Here is a 23906-nt window from a genome sequence, read left to right as displayed (position 1 = left end):
TTGCTACTGAGCTATGAAGGGGTTTTTAAACCCCTTCATGTCTTTTAGCTGCTGCTGCAGCAATTGATACGAGCCGCGAAACTTCACCTGTTGCCAGTAGCGATTGAGCTGGTGCCGCGTGCTGAAGGGGTAAACGCTTGAAGCCAATGACAGGGTGGGTATCAAGGTACAGTCCGCTAGGCTAAAGGCATCGCCCACCACCCAATGGTTTGTCTCTAATCGCAACTCTAACTGCTCTAACGCGGTTTCAATTTTCGACTGACTGTTTCTTATTAGGTCTCTGTCTTGCCTTGGCAGAGGCTTCCTTTGCTCGTTTTGCAAACTGAGCAGTGGCAGGTGTAGCTGTTCGTGTATCTGTCGGTCAAGTAGGCGAACTTCGCGAGCCAAACGCGGGTCGTGGGGAATCAGTTGAGTACCTTGCTGAAACTCTTCGTCGAGGAATTCGATGATGATGGTGGAGTGCACCAGAGTTTGCTCGTCGTCGGTGCGCAATATGGGTAGTTCGCCAAAGGGATTGATCTGCGCGACTTGCGCCATGTCTATTGGGTCTTGGCTGTCGAGCTGACGAGCGCGAAACTGCGCTAGCTTCTCGTACAAGCCCAGCAGCACTTTTTGTGAGTCAATACACTCGGGGCAGAACAATAGCTCCATGTGGTACACCTCCCTTTTCACCCTCACTATAGCGCATTTTTCGGATCCTACGAGTGTAGGGGTCAAAAAGGCTATTTATCAGCCACTAAAGTTGCCTTTACCTTTACGTAAACTTCCGCTAGTGTGATACAGGTCATAAAAATTCTAAATAAATCGACTTTTTTGAGGTAGCCCGTGAGCCAAATTACGTCTCAGGTACGAGTCCGTAGCGATGAGTTTGCCGCCAAGCAAGCCAGCATGCAGACGCTAGTGAGCGACCTGCACCAGTTAAGCGAAACTATCGCCCAAGGGGGCGGTGAAGCCGCCCAACAACGCCATTTGAGCAAAGGTAAGTTGCTGCCGCGTCAGCGCTTAGCGGGACTACTCGACCCAGGCGCGCCATTTTTGGAGGTGGCACAGCTGGCGGCTCACGAAGTTTATGACGAAGCGGTGCCTGCAGCTGGTGTTATTGCCGGTATCGGTCGCGTCTCAGGCGTGGAGTGCATGATTGTGGTTAACGATGCCACGGTTAAGGGCGGCACCTACTACCCACTAACCGTTAAAAAACACCTGCGCGCCCAAGAGATTGCCGAAAAATGTCATCTGCCTTGTATTTACTTAGTGGACTCTGGTGGTGCCAACCTGCCGCGCCAAGATGAAGTTTTCCCCGACAAAGAGCACTTTGGTCGCATCTTCTTCAATCAAGCGCGCATGTCCTCTAAAGGCATTCCGCAAATTGCGGTAGTGATGGGTCTGTGTACCGCAGGTGGTGCGTATGTTCCGGCCATGTGTGACGAGTCGATCATCGTTAAAGAACAAGGCTGTATTTTCCTGGCGGGCCCGCCTCTAGTAAAAGCAGCCACCGGTGAGGAAGTCTCTGCCGAGGAGCTCGGTGGCGCCGAGGTGCACACCAAAATCTCTGGTGTTGCGGATCACTTTGCCGAGAACGACGACCACGCGTTAGAAATTGCCCGCCAAGCGGTGACCCGTCTTAATCGTCGCAAGCAAATGGAAGTGGCCACCTCTCAAGTCGAAGCGCCGAAATATGACCCAGCTGAGCTTTACGGCGTGGTGGGTACAGACTTGCGCAAACCCTTTGATGTGAAAGAGGTGATTGCGCGTATCGTTGATGGCTCCAAGTTCGATGAGTTCAAAGCCAATTACGGCACCACTCTGGTGACCGGTTTTGCCAACCTGCACGGCTACCCCATCGGCATCGTTGCCAACAACGGCATTCTGTTCTCCGAGAGCGCGCAAAAAGGCGCTCACTTCATCGAGCTGTGTGCACAGCGCGGCATTCCTCTGTTGTTCTTGCAAAACATCACCGGCTTTATGGTGGGCAAAAAGTACGAGCACGAAGGCATTGCCAAACACGGCGCCAAGATGGTGACCGCGGTGGCCTGCGCCGATGTACCTAAATTCACCGTGATTATCGGTGGCAGTTATGGCGCTGGTAACTATGGCATGTGTGGCCGCGCTTACGACCCAACCATGATGTGGATGTGGCCGAACGCTCGTATTTCGGTGATGGGTGGCGAACAAGCGGCCAATGTTCTGGCTCAGGTTCGCAGCGATGGCCTTAAGCGCAAAGGCATCGATTGGCCCCAAGACGAGCAAGAGGCCTTTAAGGCGCCAATCGTCGAGCAGTACGAAAAAGAAGGTCATCCTTACTACGCCAGTGCTCGCTTGTGGGACGATGGCGTTATCGACCCAGCGCAAACTCGAGATGTGGTTGGGCTCGCGCTATCGGCGGCGATGAACGCGCCGGCGCAAGAAACCAAGTTTGGCGTATTTAGGATGTAAGCCATGGACTATCAAGACATAAAAATTATTCGCCATAACAATGGCGTGGCCGAGATAGTGTTGGCCAAACCTCAGGTTCACAATGCCTTTAATGCCAATACTATCGCTGAGTTAAACCGCGCGTTAGGCCAGCTCAGTGGTGATGACTCCCGCGCTTTGATTTTGAGCGCTGAAGGCAAGTGCTTTAGTGCCGGTGCGGATCTGAATTGGATGCGCGAGCAGGCCAAAATGTCTGAAGCCGAGAACTTGGCTGACAGCCGTGAGTTGGCGGCCTTGATGGCCAACCTAGATCAGTTTCCCAAGCCAAGCATGGCGCTGATTCAAGGGCCTTCGTTTGGTGGCGCCTTAGGTCTGGCGGCTTGCTGCGATATCGCCATTGCGCACCCGAGCGCCAAGTTCTGCTTAAGCGAAGTTAAATTGGGGATCATCCCTGCAGTCATTAGTCCCTACGTGGTGCGCGCCATGGGTATGCGCCAAGCGCGCCGCTACATGCTGACCGCCGAAGTGTTTAATGCGGAAACCGCCAAAGACCTAGGCGTGGTGCACGAGGTAGCCGACGACTTGCGCGCCGCTGCCGAGCCGATTGTTCAAGCTTGGTTGGCCAACGGCCCACAAGCCATGAAGACCACCAAAGCCTTACTGCGTGAGGTGGCCGCCAGTCCTATCAATGCAGAGCTGATTGAGCACACTGCCGAAACCATCGCCAAAGCACGAGTATCCGCCGAAGGTCAGTTGGGCTTAAATGCCTTTTTCGAACGCCAAGCCCCGCAATGGAGCGCGCTAAATAACAGCCAGGAGAGCTAAATGTTTGCCAAAATTCTTATCGCAAACCGAGGTGAAATCGCCTGTCGAGTGATTCAAACCGCGAAACAGTTGGGCGTGGCCACTGTGGCTGTTTACTCAGAAGCTGACCGTCATGCGCGCCATGTGCAAATGGCTGACGAAGCGTTTTTGATTGGCCCGGCACCGAGTGCGGAATCCTACCTGCAGTACCAACGCATTATCGATTGCGCAAAGCGCTCAGGCGCTGAGGCGATTCACCCAGGATACGGTTTCTTGTCGGAAAATTCCGAGTTTGCCAAGGCCTGTGAGGCAAATGACATTCGCTTTATCGGCCCGGGTGCCAAAGCCATTGAGCTAATGGGCTCAAAGTCAGCGGCAAAAGAGGTGATGGGCGATGCTGGCGTGCCGCTAGTACCTGGGTATCACGGTGACGAACAAGACGACGACTTGCTACTCGCGGAAGCCAAGCGCATTGGCTACCCGCTAATGGTAAAAGCTGCCTTTGGTGGCGGTGGTAAAGGCATGCGCCTAGTGCACTCTCACGAGCAAGTGCTGGATGGCATTCAGGCGGCCCGTCGCGAAGCAATGCAGAGCTTTGGCGATGACACTCTATTGTTAGAGGCTTTTATTCAACAACCGCGCCACGTGGAAGTTCAGGTGTTTGCCGATATTCACGGCAACGCGGTTTATCTAGGCGATCGTGACTGTTCGGTGCAACGCCGTCACCAGAAAGTGGTGGAAGAAGCGCCGGCACCGGGTCTCAGCGATGAGCTAAGAGTGAAAATGGGCGAAGCGGCGGTGCGTGCGGCGAAAGCCATTAACTATGTTGGTGCGGGTACCGTTGAGTTCTTGTTAGATGCGCGCGGTGGCTTCTACTTCATGGAGATGAATACCCGTTTGCAAGTAGAGCACCCGGTCACCGAGATGACCTCGGGCCAAGACTTGGTCGAATGGCAGTTATTGGTCGCCAATGGCCAAACCCTGCCACTTGAGCAAAGCCAGATTGGCACCAATGGTCACTCGCTAGAAGTACGGGTTTACGCCGAAGATCCTCAACACGAATTTCTGCCAGCCACAGGTCATTTGAGCCTGTTAAAAGAGCCAGAGCAGAGCGAGTACGTACGGGTGGATACCGGGGTGCGCCAAGGTGACGACATTAGCCGTTACTACGACCCTATGATTGCCAAATTGATTGTTTGGGATGTCTCTCGCGAGCGCGCACTGAATCGCATGCAGCGCGCCCTTTCGCAATATCGAATTGGCGGCATTAAGCACAACTTGAGTTTTTTGTCGGAAATCATCACGCACCCAGCATTTGTGGCTGAGAAGCTAACCACTGGTTTTATCGAAGACCACGCACTTCCGGCGACTCAAGCGCAAGACAGCCAAGAGTATCAGCAGGCGCTGCGCTTAGCAGGTGTTTACCTGGCTTTGGTGGAGCAACAAAAGGTGCAAAGCGCGGCAGGTGAGTCGCAAGACCCAAGCTCCCCTTGGTCGAGTTTGGTGGGCTGGCAGCTTAACGCACCGGCTAAACAAAGCTGGAAGTTGCTGGATGAACAAGATGCGCTGCAAAGCATTCAGCTAAGCCAATGCGGTGGTGACTGGCAGGTTCGTTTGGGCACAGACCAAGCGCCAGTTTTGGTGCACGCCGAGCTGACCGAGCACGGCATTGAGGCCGAGTTAGACGGCTATCGACTAAATGCCGATGTGCACTTTGACGACGAGCGCGTGCAGCTGTTTATTGGCTCGCAGAGTTTTGCCTTTGAGCTGCCGCAAACCGACACTGGCGAGGGCGCAGGTGCTTCGGATAGCGCGCTAAACGCACCAATGAACGGCACTGTGGTGAGTTGGTTGGCCCAGGCTGGCCAATCGGTGGAAGCCGGAGAGGGGCTTATGATCATGGAAGCCATGAAGATGGAGTACACCATCGCCGCGCCAAAAGCGGGTGTGGTGGATGAGTTCTTGTTCCAGCCTGGCGATATGGTTAGCGATGGCGCTCAGCTGGTGGCTATGACGTTTGCTGAGGAGCAAAGCTAATGCGCCCATCCAAAGTCGAAATCGTTGAAGTTGGCGCTCGTGATGGCTTGCAAAACGAAGTGGCGGTGCCACTTGAAGCCAAAGTCGCCTTAATAAACGCGCTGACCCAAGCGGGTCTTAGCAAAATTGAAGTGGGCAGCTTTGTCTCACCCAAATGGGTGCCGCAAATGGCCGATTCAGCTCAAGTGTTTGCCCAAATTGAGCGCAAACCTGAGGTTAGCTATTGCGCGCTAACGCCAAACCTGCGCGGACTCGAAGGCGCTATTGAGGCCAAAGCCGATGAAGTGGCTATCTTTGCTGCCGCCTCTGAGAGCTTCTCTAAAAAGAACATCAATTGCTCCATTGAAGAGTCGCTAGCGCGTTTTGATGACGTGATGGCCAAGGCTACAGAGCTGGGTATTCCGGTGCGTGGATATGTGTCTTGCGTATTGGGCTGCCCTTACGAAGGTGAGATTGACCCACAGCAAGTGGCATGGGTAGCCGGTGAGTTGTATCGCCGCGGCTGCTATCAAATCTCGCTAGGGGACACTATAGGCGTGGGCACCTCAGACAAAGCAGTAGCCATGGTCAAAGCCGTGGCGCAAGAAGTGCCCATGGAAGCGATTGCGCTGCACTTTCACGACACCTACGGCCAAGCACTGGCAAATATCAATGCGTGCCTTGATCTAGGTGTGGCATGCTTTGATTCTGCGGTAGCTGGATTAGGCGGCTGCCCTTATGCCGCCGGGGCTAGCGGTAACCTGGCAACCGAAGATTTACTATACATGCTCGAGGGTCTGGGAATTGAAACCGGCGTGTCACTCGAGGATGTCGCTAAAGCTGGGGCTGACATCTGCACCGCGTTAGAGCGTTGCAATGGCTCCAAAGTCGCGCAAGCGATTTTGGCCAAAGCCCAGCAGAAATAACGAATAAATAGCAGTAAACACAGATCGAAAGGACAACATAAATGGCAGGACTGAATAAAGTCGTCACCACTTACCAGCAGGCGCTGGAAGGGCTGACTAGCGACATGACCATTATGGTCGGTGGTTTCGGGTTATGTGGTATTCCCGAAGGTTTGATTAAGACCATGACCGAAATGCCCATCAAGGGGCTGACCGCGATTTCTAACAACGCCGGTGTCGATGACTTTGGTTTGGGCCTGTTGCTGCAAAACCGCCAGATCAGCACCATGGTGTCCTCTTACGTGGGCGAGAACGCCGAGTTTGAGCGTCAAATGCTATCTGGTGAGCTGGAAGTGATTTTGACCCCGCAAGGCACGCTGGCTGAGAAAATTCGCGCTGGTGGCGCGGGCATTCCGGCGTTCTTCACTGCCACAGGTTTTGGTACTCCGGTCGCCGATGGCAAAGAGACCCGTAACATCGATGGTCGCGACTATGTGTTAGAACCATCACTCACTGCCGATTTTGCTCTGGTTAAGGCTTGGAAAGCGGACACCATGGGCAACCTGATTTACCGCAACACCGCGGCCAACTTTAACCCTATGATGGCCACTGCTGGCAAGATCACCGTGGTTGAGGTGGAAGAGATTGTTCCCGCTGGCAGCCTAGACCCGAACTACATTCACACCCCAGGTATTTATGTGGACCGAGTCATTCAGGGCACCTTTGAAAAGCGTGTTGAGCAACGTACGGTTAAGGCGGGATAAATCATGGCACTATCAAGAGAACAAATCGCACAGCGAGTTTCACAAGAGCTGCAAGACGGCTTCTACGTCAACCTAGGTATCGGTATTCCGACTTTGGTGGCCAACTATATTCCCGACGGCATGGAAGTCATGCTGCAATCGGAGAATGGTTTGTTGGGCATGGGTGAGTTCCCTACCGAAGAGAACCTAGACCCAGACTTGATTAACGCTGGTAAGCAAACCGTCACCGCTGTGACTGGCGCTTCGTATTTCTCCAGCGCTGAGAGCTTTGCCATGATCCGTGGCGGTCACGTGGATTTAACCGTATTGGGTGCCTTTGAAGTGGACGTGAATGGCAACATCGCTTCTTGGATGATCCCAGGCAAGCTCATTAAGGGCATGGGCGGCGCCATGGACTTGGTGGCCGGTGCGGATAACATCATAGTGACCATGATGCATGCCGACAAAAAAGGTAACTCGAAAATTTTGCCTGAATGTACTTTGCCATTAACCGGTGTGGGTTGTATCAAGAAGGTAGTAACCGACTTGGCTTACTTAGAAATTCGCGATGGCAAATTCCATTTGGTTGAGCGAGCGCCAGGCGTCTCGGTTCAGGAAATCATTGAGAAGACCGCTGCTGAACTTGTTGTACCTGCCGAAGTGCCAGAGATGACGTTGTCGTAAGCACTCGCCTTAAACTCAAAAAAAGCTGCCTACTGTTCTAAGTGGCAGCTTTTTTATTGCGCGTGGTTTTTTGCGCTTACTCTTGGGTTAACTGGCCTCGAAGACGCTTAAGTGCCGCCTTAACCTTTTCGGCGTTTTTCGGCCCCATGCGGATCATCAGTTTCTGCGCGGCCGGTAAGGCTTCCAACTCAGGGTCGGCGTACTTGTAGTTTACGCTCACCGAGGTCAGCTCAATCGCTCCTGGGACTTCCGGTGCATCGAGCATTAAATCGATAGCATCGATTAACTGGTCTTCAAACTTCGTGTTCTGATAACCAAGCTCGTCAAAGGCTTGTTCTATCAGAGGCTTAAGCCCTTGGTAAGCCGTGGCAATTTCAGCTTCATCGAGCTGATTTAGAAACTCGGCGTAAAAGTCGTAGCGGCGATAGCTATCCGGGTCGATGTAAATCTTGTCTTTGACTTCTACGGCGCTAAACGGGTCTGACGGGGCTTTAACCGGCGAGACTTTGCGACCTAATTCGCCTTGGGCCATGTTGTCCACGAATACCACGAATTTGCGCAACAGGCTGTGGTCGGTGAGGTAGTTGTCAAAGCTCATGCCATCGGCCACGCTGGCCAAGGTCTCTTTGGTAAAGTCATCGCTCTCACCGAGCTCAGGAAGTACTACTTCCGGCTCTTCTGGCTCAATAGGCTCGGGTTGTACCGGTGCCTCGGGCATGGGCTCAAGCTCAATAGGCTCGGGTTCGGCTTCAATCTCAGGCTCGGTGATTTCCGCTTCTACTGGCAAAGGCTCTTGCGGTGCTTGAGTCTCTACGGTAATCGGTGCCGGTTGGTTCGGCTCGTCAGATGGCGCGTCGCTGAAATACAAATAAGCGGCAATCGAGATGGCGATGACTGCGATAATGACGACGATCGCGATTTGGTTGGCTCCACGGGCGGCCGACTGAGGAATGAGGCGATCTTCCGGGTTGGTCTGCATGCTTGCTCCTGCTAAAACTAAGCCTGTCGATAAATTTGACGGTTTCCCAACCATCGTTGCATAAGTGGCCCTACGGATTCAGGATACTCCTGATATAGCCGTTGCGCTAGGTGCTGGGCGTCGGGAATCAATACTTGATCGCGAACCAAATCAGCGACTTTCATGTCTGCCAGTCCGGTTTGCTTGGTTCCCAGTACCTCCCCAGGGCCTCGAATCTCCAAATCTTTTTGGGCGATAACAAAGCCGTCGTTGCTGTCTCGCAGCACGCCTAAGCGTTTAGTGGCAGTATGGGAGAGCGGCGGCTGGTACAACAGCACACAATGGCTGGCGACCGAGCCTCGACCCACGCGACCACGTAATTGGTGAAGTTGTGCCAAACCCAAGCGTTCTGGGTTCTCAATAATCATCAAGCTGGCGTTGGGCACGTCCACTCCTACTTCTATGACAGTGGTTGCCACCAAAAGATTCAACTCGCCAGATTTAAATTGATCCATAACCGTCTGTTTGTCGGCCGGTTTCATTCTTCCGTGGACCAATCCAATACTCAATTCAGGCAAGGATTCGCACAAGCTTTGGTGGGCTTCTTCGGCGGCTTGAGCCGATAACACTTCGGATTCATCGATAAGGGTACAGACCCAATACACCTGACGTCCGTCTTGGGTGACCGCCTTTTTAACCCGCTCCATCACCTGCTCGCGACGGCTGTTTGGAATCGCCACGGTGGTCACAGGAGTTCGCCCGGGCGGTAGCTCATCGATGATACTGGTGTCTAAATCAGCGTAGGCGGTCATCGCCAAGGTGCGGGGAATTGGTGTGGCCGTCATGATCAGCTGATGGGGTACAAGCCCACCGTTGGCCCCCTTGTCGAGCAGGCTTAAGCGTTGATGCACGCCAAATCTGTGTTGCTCGTCGATGATGATAAGTCCTAACTGCTTAAAGGCCACCTGGTCTTGGAAGATGGCGTGAGTGCCGACAATCATGGCCGCTTCACCTGAGGCGATTTTTTCCAGCGAGGCGGCGCGGGCCTTGCCCTTTAGCTTGCCGGCAAGCCAAGCAATCTCAATTCCCATGGACTCAAACCAAGCGCGAAAGTTGTTGGCGTGTTGCTCAGCCAATAATTCGGTAGGAGCCATTAGTGCTACTTGCATGCCATTCGCGATGCAAGTCAACGCGGCTAACGCCGCCACCAGAGTCTTACCCGAGCCTACGTCACCTTGGACTAAGCGCATCATGGGGTGGGGCTTGGCTAAATCTTGGTTAATCTCTTTGACCACTCGCTGCTGCGCTCCGGTTGGGCTAAAGCTCAGCTGGTCGAGTAGCTTCTGAGTCAGGCTATTGTCCACAGGCAGTGGAGGTGACTGTTGAATTTGCCCCTGTTGTCGAAGGGTGAGCATGCTTAAGCTATGAGCAGCCAATTCTTCTAATACCAACCGATGTTGCGCCGGGTGGGTACCCTGTTCTAGCGCTTCAAGCGATACATCCGGTGGCGGGCGATGCAACAGGCGAACCGCGTCTGCCAGTGACAAACTATTGGGTTGTTCGTGTTTGGGCAGCCATTCGCTTAGATTCTTATCGCTGAGCTTGTCTAGAGCCTGGTCGGTGAGTTTGCGCAGACTCAGTTGCTTAAGCCCTTCGGTGGTGGGGTAGATAGGAGTTAAGCTGTCTTCCAGCGTTTGCGGGCCGTCGTCTTTGAGCAGACGATACTCAGGATGGATGATCTCCAACCCTTTCATACCGCGGCGAATTTCGCCAAAGGCGGCAATGTTCAAACCGTTTTTGAGGCCGTCTCGTTGTGCCATCGAGAAGTTGAAAAAGCGCAAGGTCATGCGTGCGCCAGCATCTTCGATTTGAACCGTCAGCATGCGCTTGCGGCCATAACTGATGTTAGAGCTGATAATGGCGCCTTGCACACAGGTGTGTGAGCCGGGCAGACAATCGATAATGGGGGTGATGCGAGTGCGGTCTTGGTAGCGCAGCGGCAGATGAAATAGCAGATCCTGGACGCTAGAGATGCCCAGTTTTTCTAGTTTTTCGGCGAGTTTCTGGCCGACGCCCTTGAGTTCGGTGACGGCCAGTTTATCCAGTTGTTGCAAGCAGTTGCCACCAAAACACTGTAAACATATACATATAGTAACCAGTGTTTGGCGGCATGGCTAGCGCTACGCGCTTTTACAGTTCGTCTTGCCAGCGAACCACGCCCTTGCGAAGACCATCAACCACTGAGTTAAAGCGCTGCTCCAACACATGGCGTTTGATCTTCAGCGTTGGGGTAAGCACGTCATTGTCCACATCCCATTTCTCGCTAACCACAACCATGGCATCCAGGATCTCGTGAGATTCCAGAGTCTGATTAACTTGGTCTAGGGTGGCTTTTAGCGAGTTGCGCACTTCGTCGCGATTGCGCGCCGAGGCCACGTCAGACAGCTGAATCAATGCGATTGGGTGCGGCAGGCCTGCGCCCATCACACACAACAGCTCGATGTCGGTATTTTGTGCCAGCTTACGCTCAATTGGCACTGGTGCCACGTACTTGCCCTTGGCCGACTTGAAGTTATCCTTCACACGACCTGTGATAGTCACAAAGCCATCGGCATCGATAGAGGCGCAATCGCCGGTGCGAAGATAACCGTCTTCGGTAAAGGCTTCCTTGGTGGCTTCCTCTTGCTTGTAGTAACCCAGCATGTTGCCCGGTGACTTAAATTGCAGCTCGTCATTGTCGCCAATGCGCACTTCACAACCCAAGCCAGCTTTGCCCACTGTGCCAATTTTGTCTTGGCGGAATGGGAAGTTGAGCGTGGCGTAAGCGCAGTTCTCTGACATGCCCCAGGCTTCGGTGATCTTCATGCCCAGGCGGTTGTACCATTCAAGTAGCGACGGTGCCACGGGTGCAGAACCACAGCCCAACACACGAGCGTGCGCCAAACCCAGCTCGGCTCGAATTTTCTTGGCCACCAATCCTTTGATGATTGGCAGGCTTAGCAGCAAGTTGAGCTTGGACTCGCCAATTTTCTCGATAATGTTCTTTTGGAACAGGGTCCAAAGACGTGGCACCGACAAGAACAGAGTTGGTGCAGCGCGCTTGACGTCGTCAACAAAGGTATCCAAGCTTTCGGCAAAGCCGACAGTACCACCGTAGTAGAACACAGCGCCCTGAATGTAGGTACGCTCGGTGATGTGCGCCAATGGCAAGTAGGACAATACGCGATCATCAATAGAACCACCCAAATGCTCGGCGATGGTTCGCGAGGTCAGGCAGTAAGCGCCATAGTCGTGCATCACGCCCTTGGGATTACCGGTACTGCCCGAGGTGTAAATTAAGGTCATCAGCTCGTCGAGCTTAGGATATGGGTAATCGGTCAGTGGCTCACCTTTGCTCAGCAAGGTTTCCCAGCTGTATTGGGCAGGCATGGTGTCGTATGGCATAGCTAGGCGCAGAATGTCACCGCCGACGCCGGCTTCTTGGTCTTTCCAGAAGTCGAGCTTACCCACGAATACGGCTTTGGCTTCACTGTGTTGGACTACATAGCGAATGGTATCGGCGTTAGCGGTCGGATAAATCGGCACACTGATGTAGCCGCCCATCATCAAGGCCAGATCGGTGATAAACCACTCGGCACAGTTTTTAGAAAGGATGGCAATCTTGTCGCCACGCTGCAGCCCTAAGTGGCGCAAACTGCCGGCAAGCTGCTGTGCTTGCTGTTTGACTTTAGCCCAGGTGTAGTCGACGTATTGGCCGTTAATCGGTTGGCGTAAGAATACTCTATCGCCTTGCTGCTCTACCCAGTGGTCCAGCATTTCTAGCTGAGTTTTGACACTCGTTTGCATCAGTTCGCACCTTTTTTCCATCGTTTGTCTGAGTATGACGACTTTTCGCACATTAGACAAAGGTAATAAAAATTAGGAGGTATTGTACCGATGCGCCAGTTGCCTGTCTGTTAAACCAACGCAACCCTGACACAACAAATGTCGCGCCAGCGCCTATTCTACCGTTGTCTTCTGGTCAAACCTGTTGCGGTTCGTCGTCGTCCAAGTGTTCCCAGGCTTCTTGGGTCATCTGCATTTTAGCCCACCACTCGTCAGACGCTTGGATTTGACCGTCTTGGTCTACGTGAGGGTAGGGCAAGCCTTTGCGTTTACAGGCTTTGGCAAACAGCGGATGGCCGCCTTCAAACAAAATTCGTTGGCAGGTGGCTTCGTCAATTTTGCGCGTGTCGTAAAGGCCCGCCAGTTGTCGCTGGCGTTGGGCTTCGTAAAGAATGAGCGCTGAGGCCACGGATACGTTGAGGGATTGCACCATGCCTTCCATGGGAATAATGATGTCCTGGTCGGCCATCGTTAGGGCTTCTTCGGAGATCCCGAATTTTTCTTGGCCCATTAAAATGGCGGTGGGCTTGGTGTAGTCGATTTCGCGATAGTCGACCGCCCGATCGGAAAGGTTGGTAGCCAGAATCTGCATGCCTTGGCCGCGCAGATGCTCGATGGCTTCTTTGGTGCTGGCGTGCTTATGCACATCGACCCATTGCTGTGAGCCGCTGGCGGTGTGGCCGGAAACCCACATTTTGGGGTCAGGCCAAACGGCGTGTAGTTTAGACACACCAACGGCGTCAGCAGTGCGTAGAATCGCCGCCAAATTCTGTGTTTTGTGCACCATTTCCAGGCACAAAGTCAGGTCGATTTGGCGCTTATCCAGCATCTGATTAATACGCTGTAGCCGTTCTGGTGTCATGGTCTTGCCTTATTCGTTCTTATTGCGCCAGCGTTCGGTATGCTGGCTTTTGTTGCGCTAGCTCTTGTTACGTTAGCTTTTGTTACGCTAGCTCTTATTACGTGAGATGCGCAACACTTCCGGTTGTACTCGAATCTTACGCATCACATTGGCAAGATGAATGCGGTTTTTCACCGTGATTAACACGCTGATGAGATACACTCGAGAGTCTTTTTCTTCGGTGTTTAGATTGTGAATATTGGCCTCACCCTCTGCGATGATCTTGGTGATCTTCGCCAGTGCACCGGTGTGATTCACAATCTCAATGCGCATGTTGGCTTCGTAGGAGGTGTTATGATCTCCCGGAGCCCACTGCACAGGTGTGTATTTGTCTGGCTCGCCCTCGTAGCCGCGGATGTTGGCGCAAGACTCCATATGAACCACCAAGCCTTTACCTGGGCTGACGTGGGCCATAATCGGGTCGCCTGGAATTGGGCGACAGCACTTAGCAAAGCTCACCAACATGCCCTCAGCGCCGCGAATTGGTAGGCTGTGGCCACTCTCTTCCACGTCCTCGATTGAGGTATCGACTTTCTCGCCCAACAAGCGCTGTGCGATCAGAATACTCATGGCGTTGCCTAGACCGATATCCGCGAGTAGATGTTCAACACTGTCGTGGCGAGTATCCTTCAGCACCTGCTGCACTTGCTCAGGGTTGATGTCCTCGAGATGAGCATCACCCAATGCGTGGTTTAACAGACGCTTGCCCAGTGCAACCGCGTCGTCGTGCTCTAAGCTTTTGAGCACTTGGCGTATGCGTGAGCGCGCTTTGGCGGTCACCACGAAGTTCAGCCAGGCGGCATTGGGACGTGCGCCCTTGGCGGTAATAATCTCGACGGTTTGACCGGAAATCAGCGGCTGGCTTAGCGGATAGGCCTGACGGTTAACTCGCGCACCAACGCAGGTGTTACCCACATCAGTGTGAACGTGATAGGCAAAGTCCACCGCGGTGGCGCCCACAGGTAGCTCAAGAATACGACCATCCGGGGTAAAGACGTAAATCTCGTCGGGGAATAGGTCGGTTTTAACGTTTTCTACGAACTCAAAGGAGTTGCCCGCGCTTTGCTGTAACTCCAGCAGGCTTTGCATCCACTTACGAGCACGCACCTGCGAGGTGGTAGAGCTTTGTTCGCCACCGGCTTTGTAGAGCCAGTGCGCCGCTACCCCTTTGTCCGCCATTTGGTCCATGTCTTCGGTACGGATTTGGATTTCCACCGGCACACCGTGAGGGCCGAGCATCGAGGTATGTAGCGACTGGTAACCATTGGTTTTCGGGATGGCGATATAATCTTTAAAGCGCCCTGGGCGAGGCTTGTACAAGCCATGCATAGCGCCAAGCACTCGGTAACAGGTGTCAGTGTCGTCGACTATGATGCGAAACGCATAGATGTCCATCACTTCCTGAAACTGCAACTCTTTGCTCTTCATCTTTTTGTAGATGGAGAACAGATTCTTCTGGCGACCAATGACTTTGCCATCGATACCCATTTCCGCCAAACGTCCGCGCACTTCGTCACCGATGTTTTGCATCAGCTCTTTGCGGTTGCCACGAGCCTTGTGAACCACTTCAGAGAGCACGCGATAGCGCATGGGGTAATAGGCCTGAAAGCCCAAGTCTTCCAATTCGCTTTTGATGTTATGGATACCCAAACGGTTGGCTACCGGGGCGTAGATTTCCATGGTCTCGCGAGCAATGCGACGGCGCTTGTCCGGGCGCAGTGAGCCCAGGGTGCGCATGTTGTGAGTGCGGTCGGCCAGTTTAATCAGGATCACTCGAATGTCCTGAGTCATGGCCATCATCATTTTGCGGAAGTTCTCCGCCTGCGCTTCTTTGCGGTCGCGGAATTTGAGCTTGTCTAGCTTGGATACACCCTCGACTAGCTCTGCCACGGTTTCGCCAAAATGGCCGGCAAGCTCTTCTTGAGTAACAGGGGTGTCTTCAATCACGTCATGCAGCAAGGCGGCCATGAGAGTCTCATGGTCAAGGCGCATGTCGGCAAGGATTCTGGCTACGGCGACCGGGTGGGTAATGTAGGGGTCACCGCTAGAGCGCATTTGGCCTTCGTGTGCGTCTCTGGCAACAACGAAGGCCCGCTGGAGCAAATCAACCTGTTCGGGTTCGAGATAACTTGACGCCGCTTCCTTCAGGCTTTCAAACAGGTACAAATAAGATACTCCTATGTAGGGTTACAGCGTGCGACCCTCGGCAATGGCGGCTACCGCTGCAATTTCAGCCGCTTCTTTTTCGCGAAGTGCCTGGCGCTCGTCACTGTCTAGCGTTTGAGCGGTTACCAAACCTTCTTCGATTTCACGTAGTGCCAACACGGTTGGCTTATCGTTCTCTTCCTCAACCATAGGGTCTTTGCCCTGTACGGCGATTTGGCGGGCACGACGAGACGCCACTAGGATTAGGTCAAAGCGATTGCCAATCTTGTCAACTGCATCTTCAACGGTTACGCGAGCCATGGATGTAGAACTCCTGTGTTCGGGGGATAAAATGACGCGAAATTGTACATTAAGTTGGCTAACCTGCCAACAGATCGTTAAGCATATCACTGTGTGCCGCGATTTGACTAGCTTTTCGCTGTCTACGAGCGGTTACGATAGCGCTTAACTGGGCCAAGCTAGTGTCAAAATCGTCGTTCACCAGAATGTAGTCATACTCGTTATAGTGGGACATTTCTGAAACGGCTTCGGCCATTCGCCCGGCAATAACTTCAGCAGAGTCCTGACCTCGGCCAACCAGACGACGCTCTAGCTCTTCACGCGACGGCGGCAGAATAAAAATACCTTGGGCATCGGGCATGATTTTTTTGACCTGCAAGGCGCCTTGCCAGTCGATATCTAGGAATACGTCGATGCCTTGCGCCAACTGATCTTCAATGGCCTGCTTGGAGGTGCCGTAATAGTTGCCAAATACCTCGGCCCATTCAAAAAAGGCACCTTGTTCAATCAATGCTTTGAATTCGTCTTGGCCAACAAAGTGGTAATGCTGGCCATTGACCTCGCCAGGACGCGGCGCGCGAGTGGTGTGCGAAACCGACACGGCAGCGTTTTCCATGCCCGAATCCAGCAGGGCATTGATAAGAGAAGATTTGCCCGCGCCACTTGGGGCCGACATGATAAAAAGGGTGCCAATTGCAGACATAAACGCCTCGCCAAGTTTCAGTGAGCGCGAAAGTGTATCACAAAGCAGTGCAGCGGCGACAAAGCGCTATAGTTTATCGCTCTCAAGGCTAAAGCCTTCGAGTCTAGTGCCAGCCAGAGACTTTAACCGCTTAACCGCTTTGCTCGAGTCCTAGCTACTCTGCATGGACTCAATGAATTTGTTCGACTCTTGAATCGACTTGTTCATCTCTTTAATCAAGCCGTCGATGTCCTGCTTGAGGCTGTTAAACTCACCCTCAATAGCGCCAATGGTGCGCGCGTTGAGGTTGTGTTTGAGATACAGCATGTTGTCTTTCATGGTCGTTAGCACGGGTGTCATTTTTGACTCGGCGCGACGCATGCTGCGAATTAGGTTTTGGTAATTGCGTTGGGTATCTCTGAGCTGACGCTGTGAGGTATTGCGCAGGCTGGCTTTGGAAATCTCGCCGATTTCTTGCTGCCACTCGTCAAACAGCGCTTCGGCCACGCTCTCCACACCATTAATGCGCTCGGTGACATTTTCGGCGGCGCTAGCAGCGGACTCGTACTCGTCAGCGGCTTTTTCGTAAGCGCGCTGCAAATCGCCACCGTCGCTGCCCAACATGGCTTGCATTTCTTCAAGGGCCGAGCTGAATTCTTGTTGAGCCTCTTCCTGAGCCTCTTTAGCGTCCTCCACACGGTCGACCATAATGTCGCGCTTGTGAACGCCTACTTTTTCCCACGCACCATAGTACGCGCTTTGACAGGCACTTAAGGTGAATGCCATTGCCAATACCAGCCAGAGTCTATGCTTCATATTTATCCCTTAAATCGTGCTGCGTCGATAATGGACCACAGGTGAGCAATGCCGCCGATAATCGCTGGTGCAATCAGGAACCACATTGCGTAACCACCGAAAGCAAATATAGCAAACAAAATCGCTGGGATTACGCGGCCTTGCACTAACTGCCCTAGACCTGGGATGAAAAAGCTGGCGATGGCGGCGATAACGTTACCGGCGGAACCTTGATCAGACATTGTTGGACTTCCTTAACATTTGTCACTTAATAGTTAACAAGGTTACTCTAGCCATAAAGGACTGACAACTGATTGGAAAGTCGTGAGATATCTTAAATTTGCACAAGCCGGACCAGCGTTTCAGGCAATACTGGATTTTGCCAAGTACTTAATCGGGCGCATGCGTCGTGACCAGGTGCGAGTACGCGCCGGAAACTTGGCCTACGTGACTCTGTTGAGCTTGGTGCCCATGGTTGCAGTGACCATGTCGGTGCTATCGGCCTTCCCGGTGTTTGCTAACATTCGCACCAGCATTGAAGATTTTATCTATGGCAATTTCGTGCCCGCTTCGGGCGACACGGTGCAGCAATACATAGGTCAGTTCGTCGATAATGCCTCGAAAGGGGGCATGGTGGGTATCGCCGCACTGATGGTTATTGCGCTGTTGCTGATTTCGGCTATCGATAAGACGCTGAACGAGATTTGGCGCTCTGAGCAGCCGCGACGCCTTATGGTGTCTTTCTCAATGTATTGGATGGTGCTCACTCTAGGCCCAATCTTAATGGGCGCCAGCTTGGCGGCCACTTCTTACTTGGTATCGCTAAATCTCTTCTCTGATAGCCAACTGTCAGGGGTGTTTGCCTTTGTGATGAAGCGAATACCCCTGGTGTTCTCGGTGGCAGCTTTCTTACTGCTGTACATGGCAGTACCCAATCGAAAAGTGGTATTTTGGCACGCCCTAGTCGGGGCAACTTCGGCGGCCTTGCTGTTTGAGTTGGGTAAAAAGGCCTTTGCGGCCTATGTGACTCACTTTCCAAGCTACGAAGCGATTTATGGAGCGCTGGCGGCGATCCCCATTCTATTCGTTTGGGTATACCTGTCTTGGCTTATCGTTTTGTTTGGCGCCGAGATAACCGCAGCATTTCCGGAGTACTTTGAGGCGCGCGAACAAGCGAAACAATCGCCTTCTGAGATGGAACAATGATTGGATTGATACAAAGAGTCAGCCGCGCAGATGTGCAGGTTGACGGCAACACCACGGGCGAAATTGGCCCGGGTTTATTGTTGTTGTTGGGCGTTGAGCGCGATGACGACAAAGACAAACTAGAGCGGCTGGCCCACAAGGTACTCAACTATCGAGTGTTTGAAGACGAGCAAGGCAAGATGAATCTCAGCTTGCTGCAAACCGGCGGCGAGCTATTGGTGGTGTCTCAATTTACCTTAGCGGCGGATACTAAAAAGGGCATGCGTCCGAGCTTCTCCGGCGCCGGCGCCCCAGATTTGGCCAAACAGCTGTATCTGGACTTCGTTGAGCACTGCAAAGCAAAAGGGGTCAAAGTGGCCACCGGCGAGTTTGCTGCCGATATGAAAGTGTCGTTAACCAACGATGGTCCTGTGACCTTTCAGCTTCAGGTGTAGCATGCGCAGCGATTTCAAAGCCCTAGCTGCCGAGTTACAACAGACGTGGCATCAGACCATTCCACTCAGTCAGTTCATGCAGCTCGAAGTGGCAGAGGGGCTTGCGAAGCAGCTCACCACGCGAACTCAACTGGCTCCTAATAATCTCAACCTGCACAACACCATGTTTGCCGGAGCAATTTATACTCAATGCACCCTAACTGGCTGGGGGCTGGTGTGGTGGCTACTTGAGCAGGCAGGACTCAAAGGCGACATAGTGTTGGCGCAAGCCGACATTCGCTACAGTGCGCCAGTCACTGATCCAACACCATTGGCGGTCTGTCGCTGGGATGGTGACATTAAGGAGTTGGCTTTCAATCCCAAAGGCCGTCTTTCGCTATCTCTTGAAGTGGAACTATATAGCCAAAACACCGTGGCAGCGCGCTTTAGCGGCCGGTTTGTGGCCCTTGCGCAAGGCGAGTAAGAAAGCTAAATCCCAGTGAACCTCAAGTGAACAAAAGTTAACCATAGTTAGCTAGTGTGTTGCTATCGTCATTTATTTTCCGCGAAATGGCGATAAAACATGCTTGTCAGACCAGTAGCGGGTCGATTGCCAGTAATATCCCGAGCCGAAATATAAGTAATCACGAAATCAAGGCTCAAACTCAATGAAACAATTTGCACGCATCAGCACGCTAGCCGCTGCTGTTATGGCATCGACCAGCGTAAGCGCCGCTGGTTTTCAGGTAACCACTCACTCTGCCGCTGGTAACGGTCGTGCCAACGCTGGTGAAGCCGTTATCGCTGACAACGCTTCTGTACTGGCGCGCAACCCTGCGGCCATGACTCGTTTTAAAGAAGCGAGCTTCTCTGGTGGATTGAACGTAATCGACCCTCGTACTCAGCTGACTGATATCAAGTCAACCGGTAGCTTGGGTAGCGAAGCTAATATTCCAAACCAGTCTGGCGTTACTGCAACGACGCCAGTGCCAAATCTTTACTACATTCAGCCAGTGAACGACCGCTTGGCGGTGGGTTTTGCTGCATTCTCCAACTTCGGTACTACCTCAGAGTTTTCCAAAGCGTTTAACGAAGCAGACGAAGGTCGCGCTGGCATGTTCGGTGGCAAGACTCGAGTTATGACGGCCAACCTAAACGCGTCTGTGGCTTATAAGCTGACCGACAAGTTCAGCCTAGGCATGGGTGTTAACGCTATTTATGGTGAAGGTGAGTTTACTCGTCAAGGCAACGTGGACATGATTATTAATGTTCCAACCAATCTTCAGTTTGAAGGTAATGGTTGGAGCTACAATCTTGATGTTGGCGCCATGTATGAAATCAACGAAGATCACCGTTTTGGTTTGAGCTATCGCAGCGGCACAAAGTTTGAAGCCAAAGGCAAGGGTGATTTCAACAGCGGTGGTGTTGTTGACGAGTCTTTATCACGTCTGAATCTAAACCTACCTGCAATTGCTGAATTCTCTGGCTACCACAAGCTAACCGGTAAGTTTGCTGTGCACTACAGCTTGCAGTGGACTGGTTGGAGCGCGTTCGACAAGATTGACTTCATCGGAACCGACCCTGAGTTCGTATACCCTAAAGAATACAACTGGAAGGACAGCTACCGCGCGGCCATTGGTGCTACTTACGATCTAAATGACTCTTGGACGCTACGTGCAGGTATTGCTCGCGATGACAGCCCAATTCCAGCGGATAAGCGCGTAATCTCGATCCCAGATTCAAACCGTATTTGGTACTCAGCCGGTGCGACTTACCACATGAGCGACAAGTCGAGCATCGACGCTGGCTTTACCTTCATCGATGGTGAGAAGACGCCAATTAGCGAATCTCTGGGGGGAACGACCATGACCGCTATCACCCAAACTGACGCTGTGATCATCGGTGTGTCATACAACCGTTCTTTCTAAGTCGAACCGAAATGAAACGAGCTGTTTAACAGGGTTAAGCGATCGTTAATTTACGTTCAAAAAGCGACCTTATGGTCGCTTTTTTTGCTTCCTAAGTCGTTGATATTTAGCTGTCGGTCAAAAAAAGCGACCGAATTTGCACTTCTCCTACCAGTTACCCCCTAGCTAGCAGTAGACTCGCCGCTGAGTAATCATTCTAATAACAAGACGACACCAATAATGAAACAATACAAACTTAGCGCTGTAGCTATTGCTGTGGCTGCACTTTCCGTATTTGAAGCAAGCGCTGCAGGCTTTCAAGTAACCACTCATTCAGCCACTGGTGTGGGCCGTGCAAACGCCGGTGAAGCGGTTATTGCAGACAACGCCTCCGTATTGGCTCGCAACCCAGCGGCCATCACTCGTTTTGACAGCCAGCAACTGTCTTTGGGCGCCAACCTGGTTGACCCAAGCACTAATGTCACCAACATCTCTTCAACTTTCGGCCCAATCGCCGATCAAAAAGACGTGACTCAAACCACCCTAGTGCCAAACATCTATTTCGTTCAGCCGGTAAACGACCGCTTGAGCGTGGGTCTGGCTGCATTCAGCAACTTTGGTACCAGCTCTGAATTCTCTGACGAGTTTAATAATTCGGCCATGGGCTTCGCCGGTCTAGTTGGCGGTAAAACCAAAATCACCACCTACAACGCCAATGCCTCGATTGCTTATAAGATCACCGACGGTCTGTCATTAGGCTTAGGCGTGAACTTGGTTCGCGGTGAAGGCGAGATTACCCGCAAGATCGGTGGTGAACAACCGGTTGATATGTTGACTTTTAAAGGCGACGGTTGGGCGACAGGCCTAGATGCAGGCCTGATGTACGAAGTTAACGAAAACCATCGCTTTGGCTTGAGCTACCGTCAAGGTATCAAAATGAACGCCAGTGGCGAGGGCGTGGCGGTTCACGAACTTGCGGGACCTATTGCCTTGTCTGAACTGACCCTCAACTTGCCTGACATTGCCGAATTCTCTGGTTTCCACCAGGTAAGCGATGCGTTTGCCGTGCACTACAGTGTTCAGTGGACCAAGTGGAGCGAGTTCGAAAAGCTGACCTTTAAATCTGACTTGGGCGACGTTGATCGCGACTATGGTTGGCAGGATGCATACCGCTACGCCATCGGTGGTACTTACACCATTTCTCCCAAGTGGACTGCACGTGCTGGTATCGCTTTGGACAACAGCCCAATTCCAGCTGAAAAGCGCGTGATCAGCATTCCATGTTCTGACCGCGTTTGGTACTCGGCGGGTGTGAGCTACCAGATCTCTGAGAAAGGTAGCCTGGACTTTGGTTTGACCTTCATCTCAAGCGAAAAGGTCGATGTTTACGAGCCGCTAAACGAGCAGCTAGCATTTAGCGCACAAACTCAAACCGACGCTTTGATCTACGGCATCCAATACAGCCGCAGCTTCTAAGTTAAGGTTCTCGGTAAAGAGGCGAGCCTGGGCTCGCCTTTTTTGTGCCATCTTTTTGGGTCATAGTTTTTCGCTGCTAGCCCAGCTGCGCCAGCAATTTATCGATAGCGCGATAGCCAAGTGCTTGAGCAATATGGCTTCGTTCGACCTGTGTTGAACCGGCGAGATCCGCAATGGTACGAGCGACCCGCAACAACCGATAAAAAGCCCGGACGCTCAAATTCAGTCTGGTCATGACCTCCTCTAGATAAAGTAAGTCTTTTTCTGCAAAGCCACTGCTTTCCAGTAGCTGGCTGCTGCTAAGTTGGTGGTTGAGTACCCCGGCGCGCTCGCGTTGTACTGCTCGACAGCGGACAATCAGGCTAGCTGCTTGCGCACTAGTCATTTGCTCCTTCGCTTTCAGACCATTGACCAAGGTTCCTTTGGGTAAATTGGGGACCTCGACACTCAAATCAAAGCGGTCAATCAAGGGGCCGGAGAGCTTACTCAGATAGCGCCGAATTTGCTCCGGGGAAGAGCGAGCTTGGCCATTGGCGCTACCGCAAGGACTGGGATTCATCGCAGCAATTAGCTGAAAGCGCGCCGGAAACACTTGTTTGCGTTGGGCTCGGGATATGTACACCTGACCCGATTCCAACGGTTCGCGCAAGGACTCGAGCGCGTTGCGGGCAAACTCAGGTAGCTCGTCTAAGAAGAGCACGCCTGCGTGAGCTAGGGATATTTCACCCGGTAGAGGGTTTGTACCACCGCCAATCAAGGCGGCGCTTGAGCAAGAGTGGTGCGGGCTGCGAAATGCCGCTTGGTGCAGTTGGTCCGAGGCTTTTTCGACACCCGCTATCGAATGCAATGCAGCATTGACCAGAGCGTCTTGGTTGCCCACCGGTGGCAACAGACCGCGAAAGCAATTGGCCAATAGCGTTTTACCCGTTCCAGGACTGCCGAGCATCAACAAATTGTGCCCACCGGCGGCCGCTATCATTAGCGCCTGTTTGGCTTGGGCCTGTCCAACGACTTGGCTTAAACAAGGTAACTCAGGCACAGCACTGTCGGTGTTGCTGGTGGGCAATTGAGCAGGCAGCTGGGTTTGCCCGGTAAGGCACTCAACCACTTCGCAAAGGTTTCTGGCCAAGGCCACTTTAGGTGCCTGCACCAAAGCGTTATCCGCCGCGTTGGCCGCAGGCATTACCAGCAAGGCATCGCGCTTTTGAGCGGCGAGAATCACAGGTAGTAAGGCTTTGCAGGCGCGTAAGTTGCCACCTAGGGCGAGCTCGCCGATAAGCTCAAATCGCGTAGATACCAGTGACTCAATTTGCTCAGAAGCCAGCAGTATGGCAATAGCGATGGCCAAGTCAAAGCGACCGCCTTGCTTAGGCACGTCAGCGGGCGCCAAATTGACCGTGATGCGCTTTTGAGGAAAGCGAAAACCAGAGTTGCAAATCGCGCTACGCACTCGCTCTTTGGCTTCGCGTACCGAAGTCTCTGGTAAGCCCACCAAATGCAGTCCGGGTAATCCATTGTTCAGGTGCACCTCGACTTTGACCAAGCTGGTGTTAAGCCCGGTATTGGCTCGAGTGACCACGCTGGCCAGCGACATAAAGGCTCCTTCCTCGACAAATCATGAGCATAGGGGGTTAGCAGGCCTGCGAAATCAGCCAAAAGTATGAATTTGCATCA

At 52.7% G+C, this 23906-nt stretch carries 22 protein-coding genes; 11 read left to right on the top strand and 11 right to left on the bottom strand.

Annotated elements, in window-relative coordinates:
• Positions 1 to 3: 3 nt before the first annotated feature.
• Positions 4 to 651, bottom strand: coding sequence for a glutathione S-transferase family protein (locus CLC93_RS14510; protein WP_095506707.1), 648 nt, complete (start codon positions 649 to 651; stop codon positions 4 to 6).
• A gap of 183 nt (positions 652 to 834) precedes the next feature.
• Here CLC93_RS14510 and CLC93_RS14505 point away from each other — a divergent pair, with 183 nt between their 5' ends.
• From CLC93_RS14505 to CLC93_RS14480, 6 genes are read left to right on the top strand one after another with little or no spacing between them, the layout of a single operon-like run.
• Complete coding sequence (locus CLC93_RS14505; RefSeq protein ID WP_425439862.1) at positions 835 to 2433, top strand: carboxyl transferase domain-containing protein; 1599 nt, start codon at positions 835 to 837, stop codon at positions 2431 to 2433.
• Between the two features lie 3 nt (positions 2434 to 2436).
• A complete protein-coding gene (locus CLC93_RS14500) occupies positions 2437 to 3237 on the top strand; it encodes an enoyl-CoA hydratase-related protein (RefSeq protein WP_095506705.1) in 801 nt (266 codons plus the stop codon).
• Positions 3238 to 5253 carry an acetyl/propionyl/methylcrotonyl-CoA carboxylase subunit alpha gene (locus tag CLC93_RS14495; RefSeq protein ID WP_095506704.1) on the top strand — a complete coding sequence of 672 codons (2016 nt, stop codon included), beginning with the start codon at positions 3238 to 3240 and terminating at the stop codon, positions 5251 to 5253.
• Positions 5253 to 6158, top strand: coding sequence for a hydroxymethylglutaryl-CoA lyase (locus tag CLC93_RS14490; protein ID WP_095506703.1), 906 nt, complete (start codon positions 5253 to 5255; stop codon positions 6156 to 6158). Before CLC93_RS14495 ends, CLC93_RS14490 begins: the two co-directional genes overlap by 1 nt.
• Before the next feature lie 41 nt (positions 6159 to 6199).
• On the top strand, positions 6200 to 6901 hold the full coding sequence (locus CLC93_RS14485; RefSeq protein ID WP_095506702.1) for a CoA transferase subunit A: 702 nt from the start codon (positions 6200 to 6202) through the stop codon (positions 6899 to 6901).
• 3 nt (positions 6902 to 6904) lie between these two features.
• Positions 6905 to 7564 carry a CoA transferase subunit B gene (locus tag CLC93_RS14480; RefSeq protein WP_095506701.1) on the top strand — a complete coding sequence of 220 codons (660 nt, stop codon included), beginning with the start codon at positions 6905 to 6907 and terminating at the stop codon, positions 7562 to 7564.
• A 76-nt stretch (positions 7565 to 7640) separates the two neighbouring features.
• Here the strand turns inward: CLC93_RS14480 and CLC93_RS14475 are convergent, their stop codons facing one another.
• From CLC93_RS14475 to CLC93_RS14435, 9 genes are all read right to left on the bottom strand, one after another.
• Entirely contained in the window at positions 7641 to 8543 is a 903-nt protein-coding gene (locus CLC93_RS14475; protein ID WP_095506700.1) for a DUF3014 domain-containing protein, read from the bottom strand.
• A 17-nt stretch (positions 8544 to 8560) separates the two neighbouring features.
• The gene (gene recG / locus CLC93_RS14470; RefSeq protein WP_095506699.1) at positions 8561 to 10636 is read right to left on the bottom strand and encodes an ATP-dependent DNA helicase RecG; all 2076 of its coding nucleotides are present in this window, start codon (positions 10634 to 10636) and stop codon (positions 8561 to 8563) included.
• Positions 10637 to 10712: 76 nt separating this feature from the next.
• Positions 10713 to 12368: an AMP-binding protein gene (locus CLC93_RS14465; protein WP_095506698.1), complete on the bottom strand. Its 1656-nt coding sequence runs from the start codon at positions 12366 to 12368 to the stop codon at positions 10713 to 10715.
• 175 nt (positions 12369 to 12543) lie between these two features.
• Complete coding sequence (gene trmH / locus CLC93_RS14460) at positions 12544 to 13269, bottom strand: tRNA (guanosine(18)-2'-O)-methyltransferase TrmH (RefSeq protein ID WP_095506697.1); 726 nt, start codon at positions 13267 to 13269, stop codon at positions 12544 to 12546.
• A gap of 87 nt (positions 13270 to 13356) precedes the next feature.
• Complete coding sequence (spoT, locus tag CLC93_RS14455) at positions 13357 to 15474, bottom strand: bifunctional GTP diphosphokinase/guanosine-3',5'-bis pyrophosphate 3'-pyrophosphohydrolase (protein ID WP_095506696.1); 2118 nt, start codon at positions 15472 to 15474, stop codon at positions 13357 to 13359.
• 21 nt (positions 15475 to 15495) lie between these two features.
• Positions 15496 to 15774, bottom strand: a complete 279-nt coding sequence (rpoZ, locus tag CLC93_RS14450; protein WP_095506695.1) for a DNA-directed RNA polymerase subunit omega — start codon at positions 15772 to 15774, stop codon at positions 15496 to 15498.
• Between the two features lie 58 nt (positions 15775 to 15832).
• Complete coding sequence (gene gmk / locus CLC93_RS14445; RefSeq protein WP_095506694.1) at positions 15833 to 16456, bottom strand: guanylate kinase; 624 nt, start codon at positions 16454 to 16456, stop codon at positions 15833 to 15835.
• Between the two features lie 150 nt (positions 16457 to 16606).
• Entirely contained in the window at positions 16607 to 17251 is a 645-nt protein-coding gene (locus tag CLC93_RS14440) for a DUF2959 domain-containing protein (protein ID WP_095506693.1), read from the bottom strand.
• A gap of 2 nt (positions 17252 to 17253) precedes the next feature.
• Positions 17254 to 17472, bottom strand: coding sequence for a hypothetical protein (locus CLC93_RS14435; protein WP_095506692.1), 219 nt, complete (start codon positions 17470 to 17472; stop codon positions 17254 to 17256).
• Positions 17473 to 17533: 61 nt separating this feature from the next.
• Here CLC93_RS14435 and CLC93_RS14430 point away from each other — a divergent pair, with 61 nt between their 5' ends.
• The 5 genes from CLC93_RS14430 to CLC93_RS14410 all read left to right on the top strand — a co-directional run bounded on the left by CLC93_RS14430 (position 17534) and on the right by CLC93_RS14410 (position 22232).
• Entirely contained in the window at positions 17534 to 18436 is a 903-nt protein-coding gene (locus CLC93_RS14430; protein ID WP_425439861.1) for a virulence factor BrkB family protein, read from the top strand.
• Positions 18433 to 18870 (top strand): D-aminoacyl-tRNA deacylase, encoded by a 438-nt coding sequence (gene dtd / locus CLC93_RS14425; protein WP_095506691.1) that lies wholly within the window; start codon positions 18433 to 18435, stop codon positions 18868 to 18870. Before CLC93_RS14430 ends, dtd begins: the two co-directional genes overlap by 4 nt.
• 1 nt (position 18871) lies before the next feature.
• Entirely contained in the window at positions 18872 to 19333 is a 462-nt protein-coding gene (locus tag CLC93_RS14420) for a YiiD C-terminal domain-containing protein (RefSeq protein WP_095506690.1), read from the top strand.
• A gap of 184 nt (positions 19334 to 19517) precedes the next feature.
• Entirely contained in the window at positions 19518 to 20777 is a 1260-nt protein-coding gene (locus CLC93_RS14415; protein ID WP_095506689.1) for an OmpP1/FadL family transporter, read from the top strand.
• 219 nt (positions 20778 to 20996) lie between these two features.
• Positions 20997 to 22232 carry an OmpP1/FadL family transporter gene (locus tag CLC93_RS14410; protein WP_095506688.1) on the top strand — a complete coding sequence of 412 codons (1236 nt, stop codon included), beginning with the start codon at positions 20997 to 20999 and terminating at the stop codon, positions 22230 to 22232.
• 76 nt (positions 22233 to 22308) lie between these two features.
• On the opposite strand, the gene CLC93_RS14405 is transcribed toward CLC93_RS14410, so the two are convergent.
• A complete protein-coding gene (locus CLC93_RS14405; RefSeq protein WP_095506687.1) occupies positions 22309 to 23826 on the bottom strand; it encodes a YifB family Mg chelatase-like AAA ATPase in 1518 nt (505 codons plus the stop codon).
• Positions 23827 to 23906 lie beyond the last annotated feature (80 nt).

The organism is Paraferrimonas sedimenticola (genome assembly GCF_002282855.1).
GTDB classification, from domain to species: Bacteria; Pseudomonadota; Gammaproteobacteria; order Enterobacterales; family Shewanellaceae; genus Paraferrimonas; species Paraferrimonas sedimenticola.
This window is presented reverse-complemented; position numbering and strand designations above follow the sequence as displayed.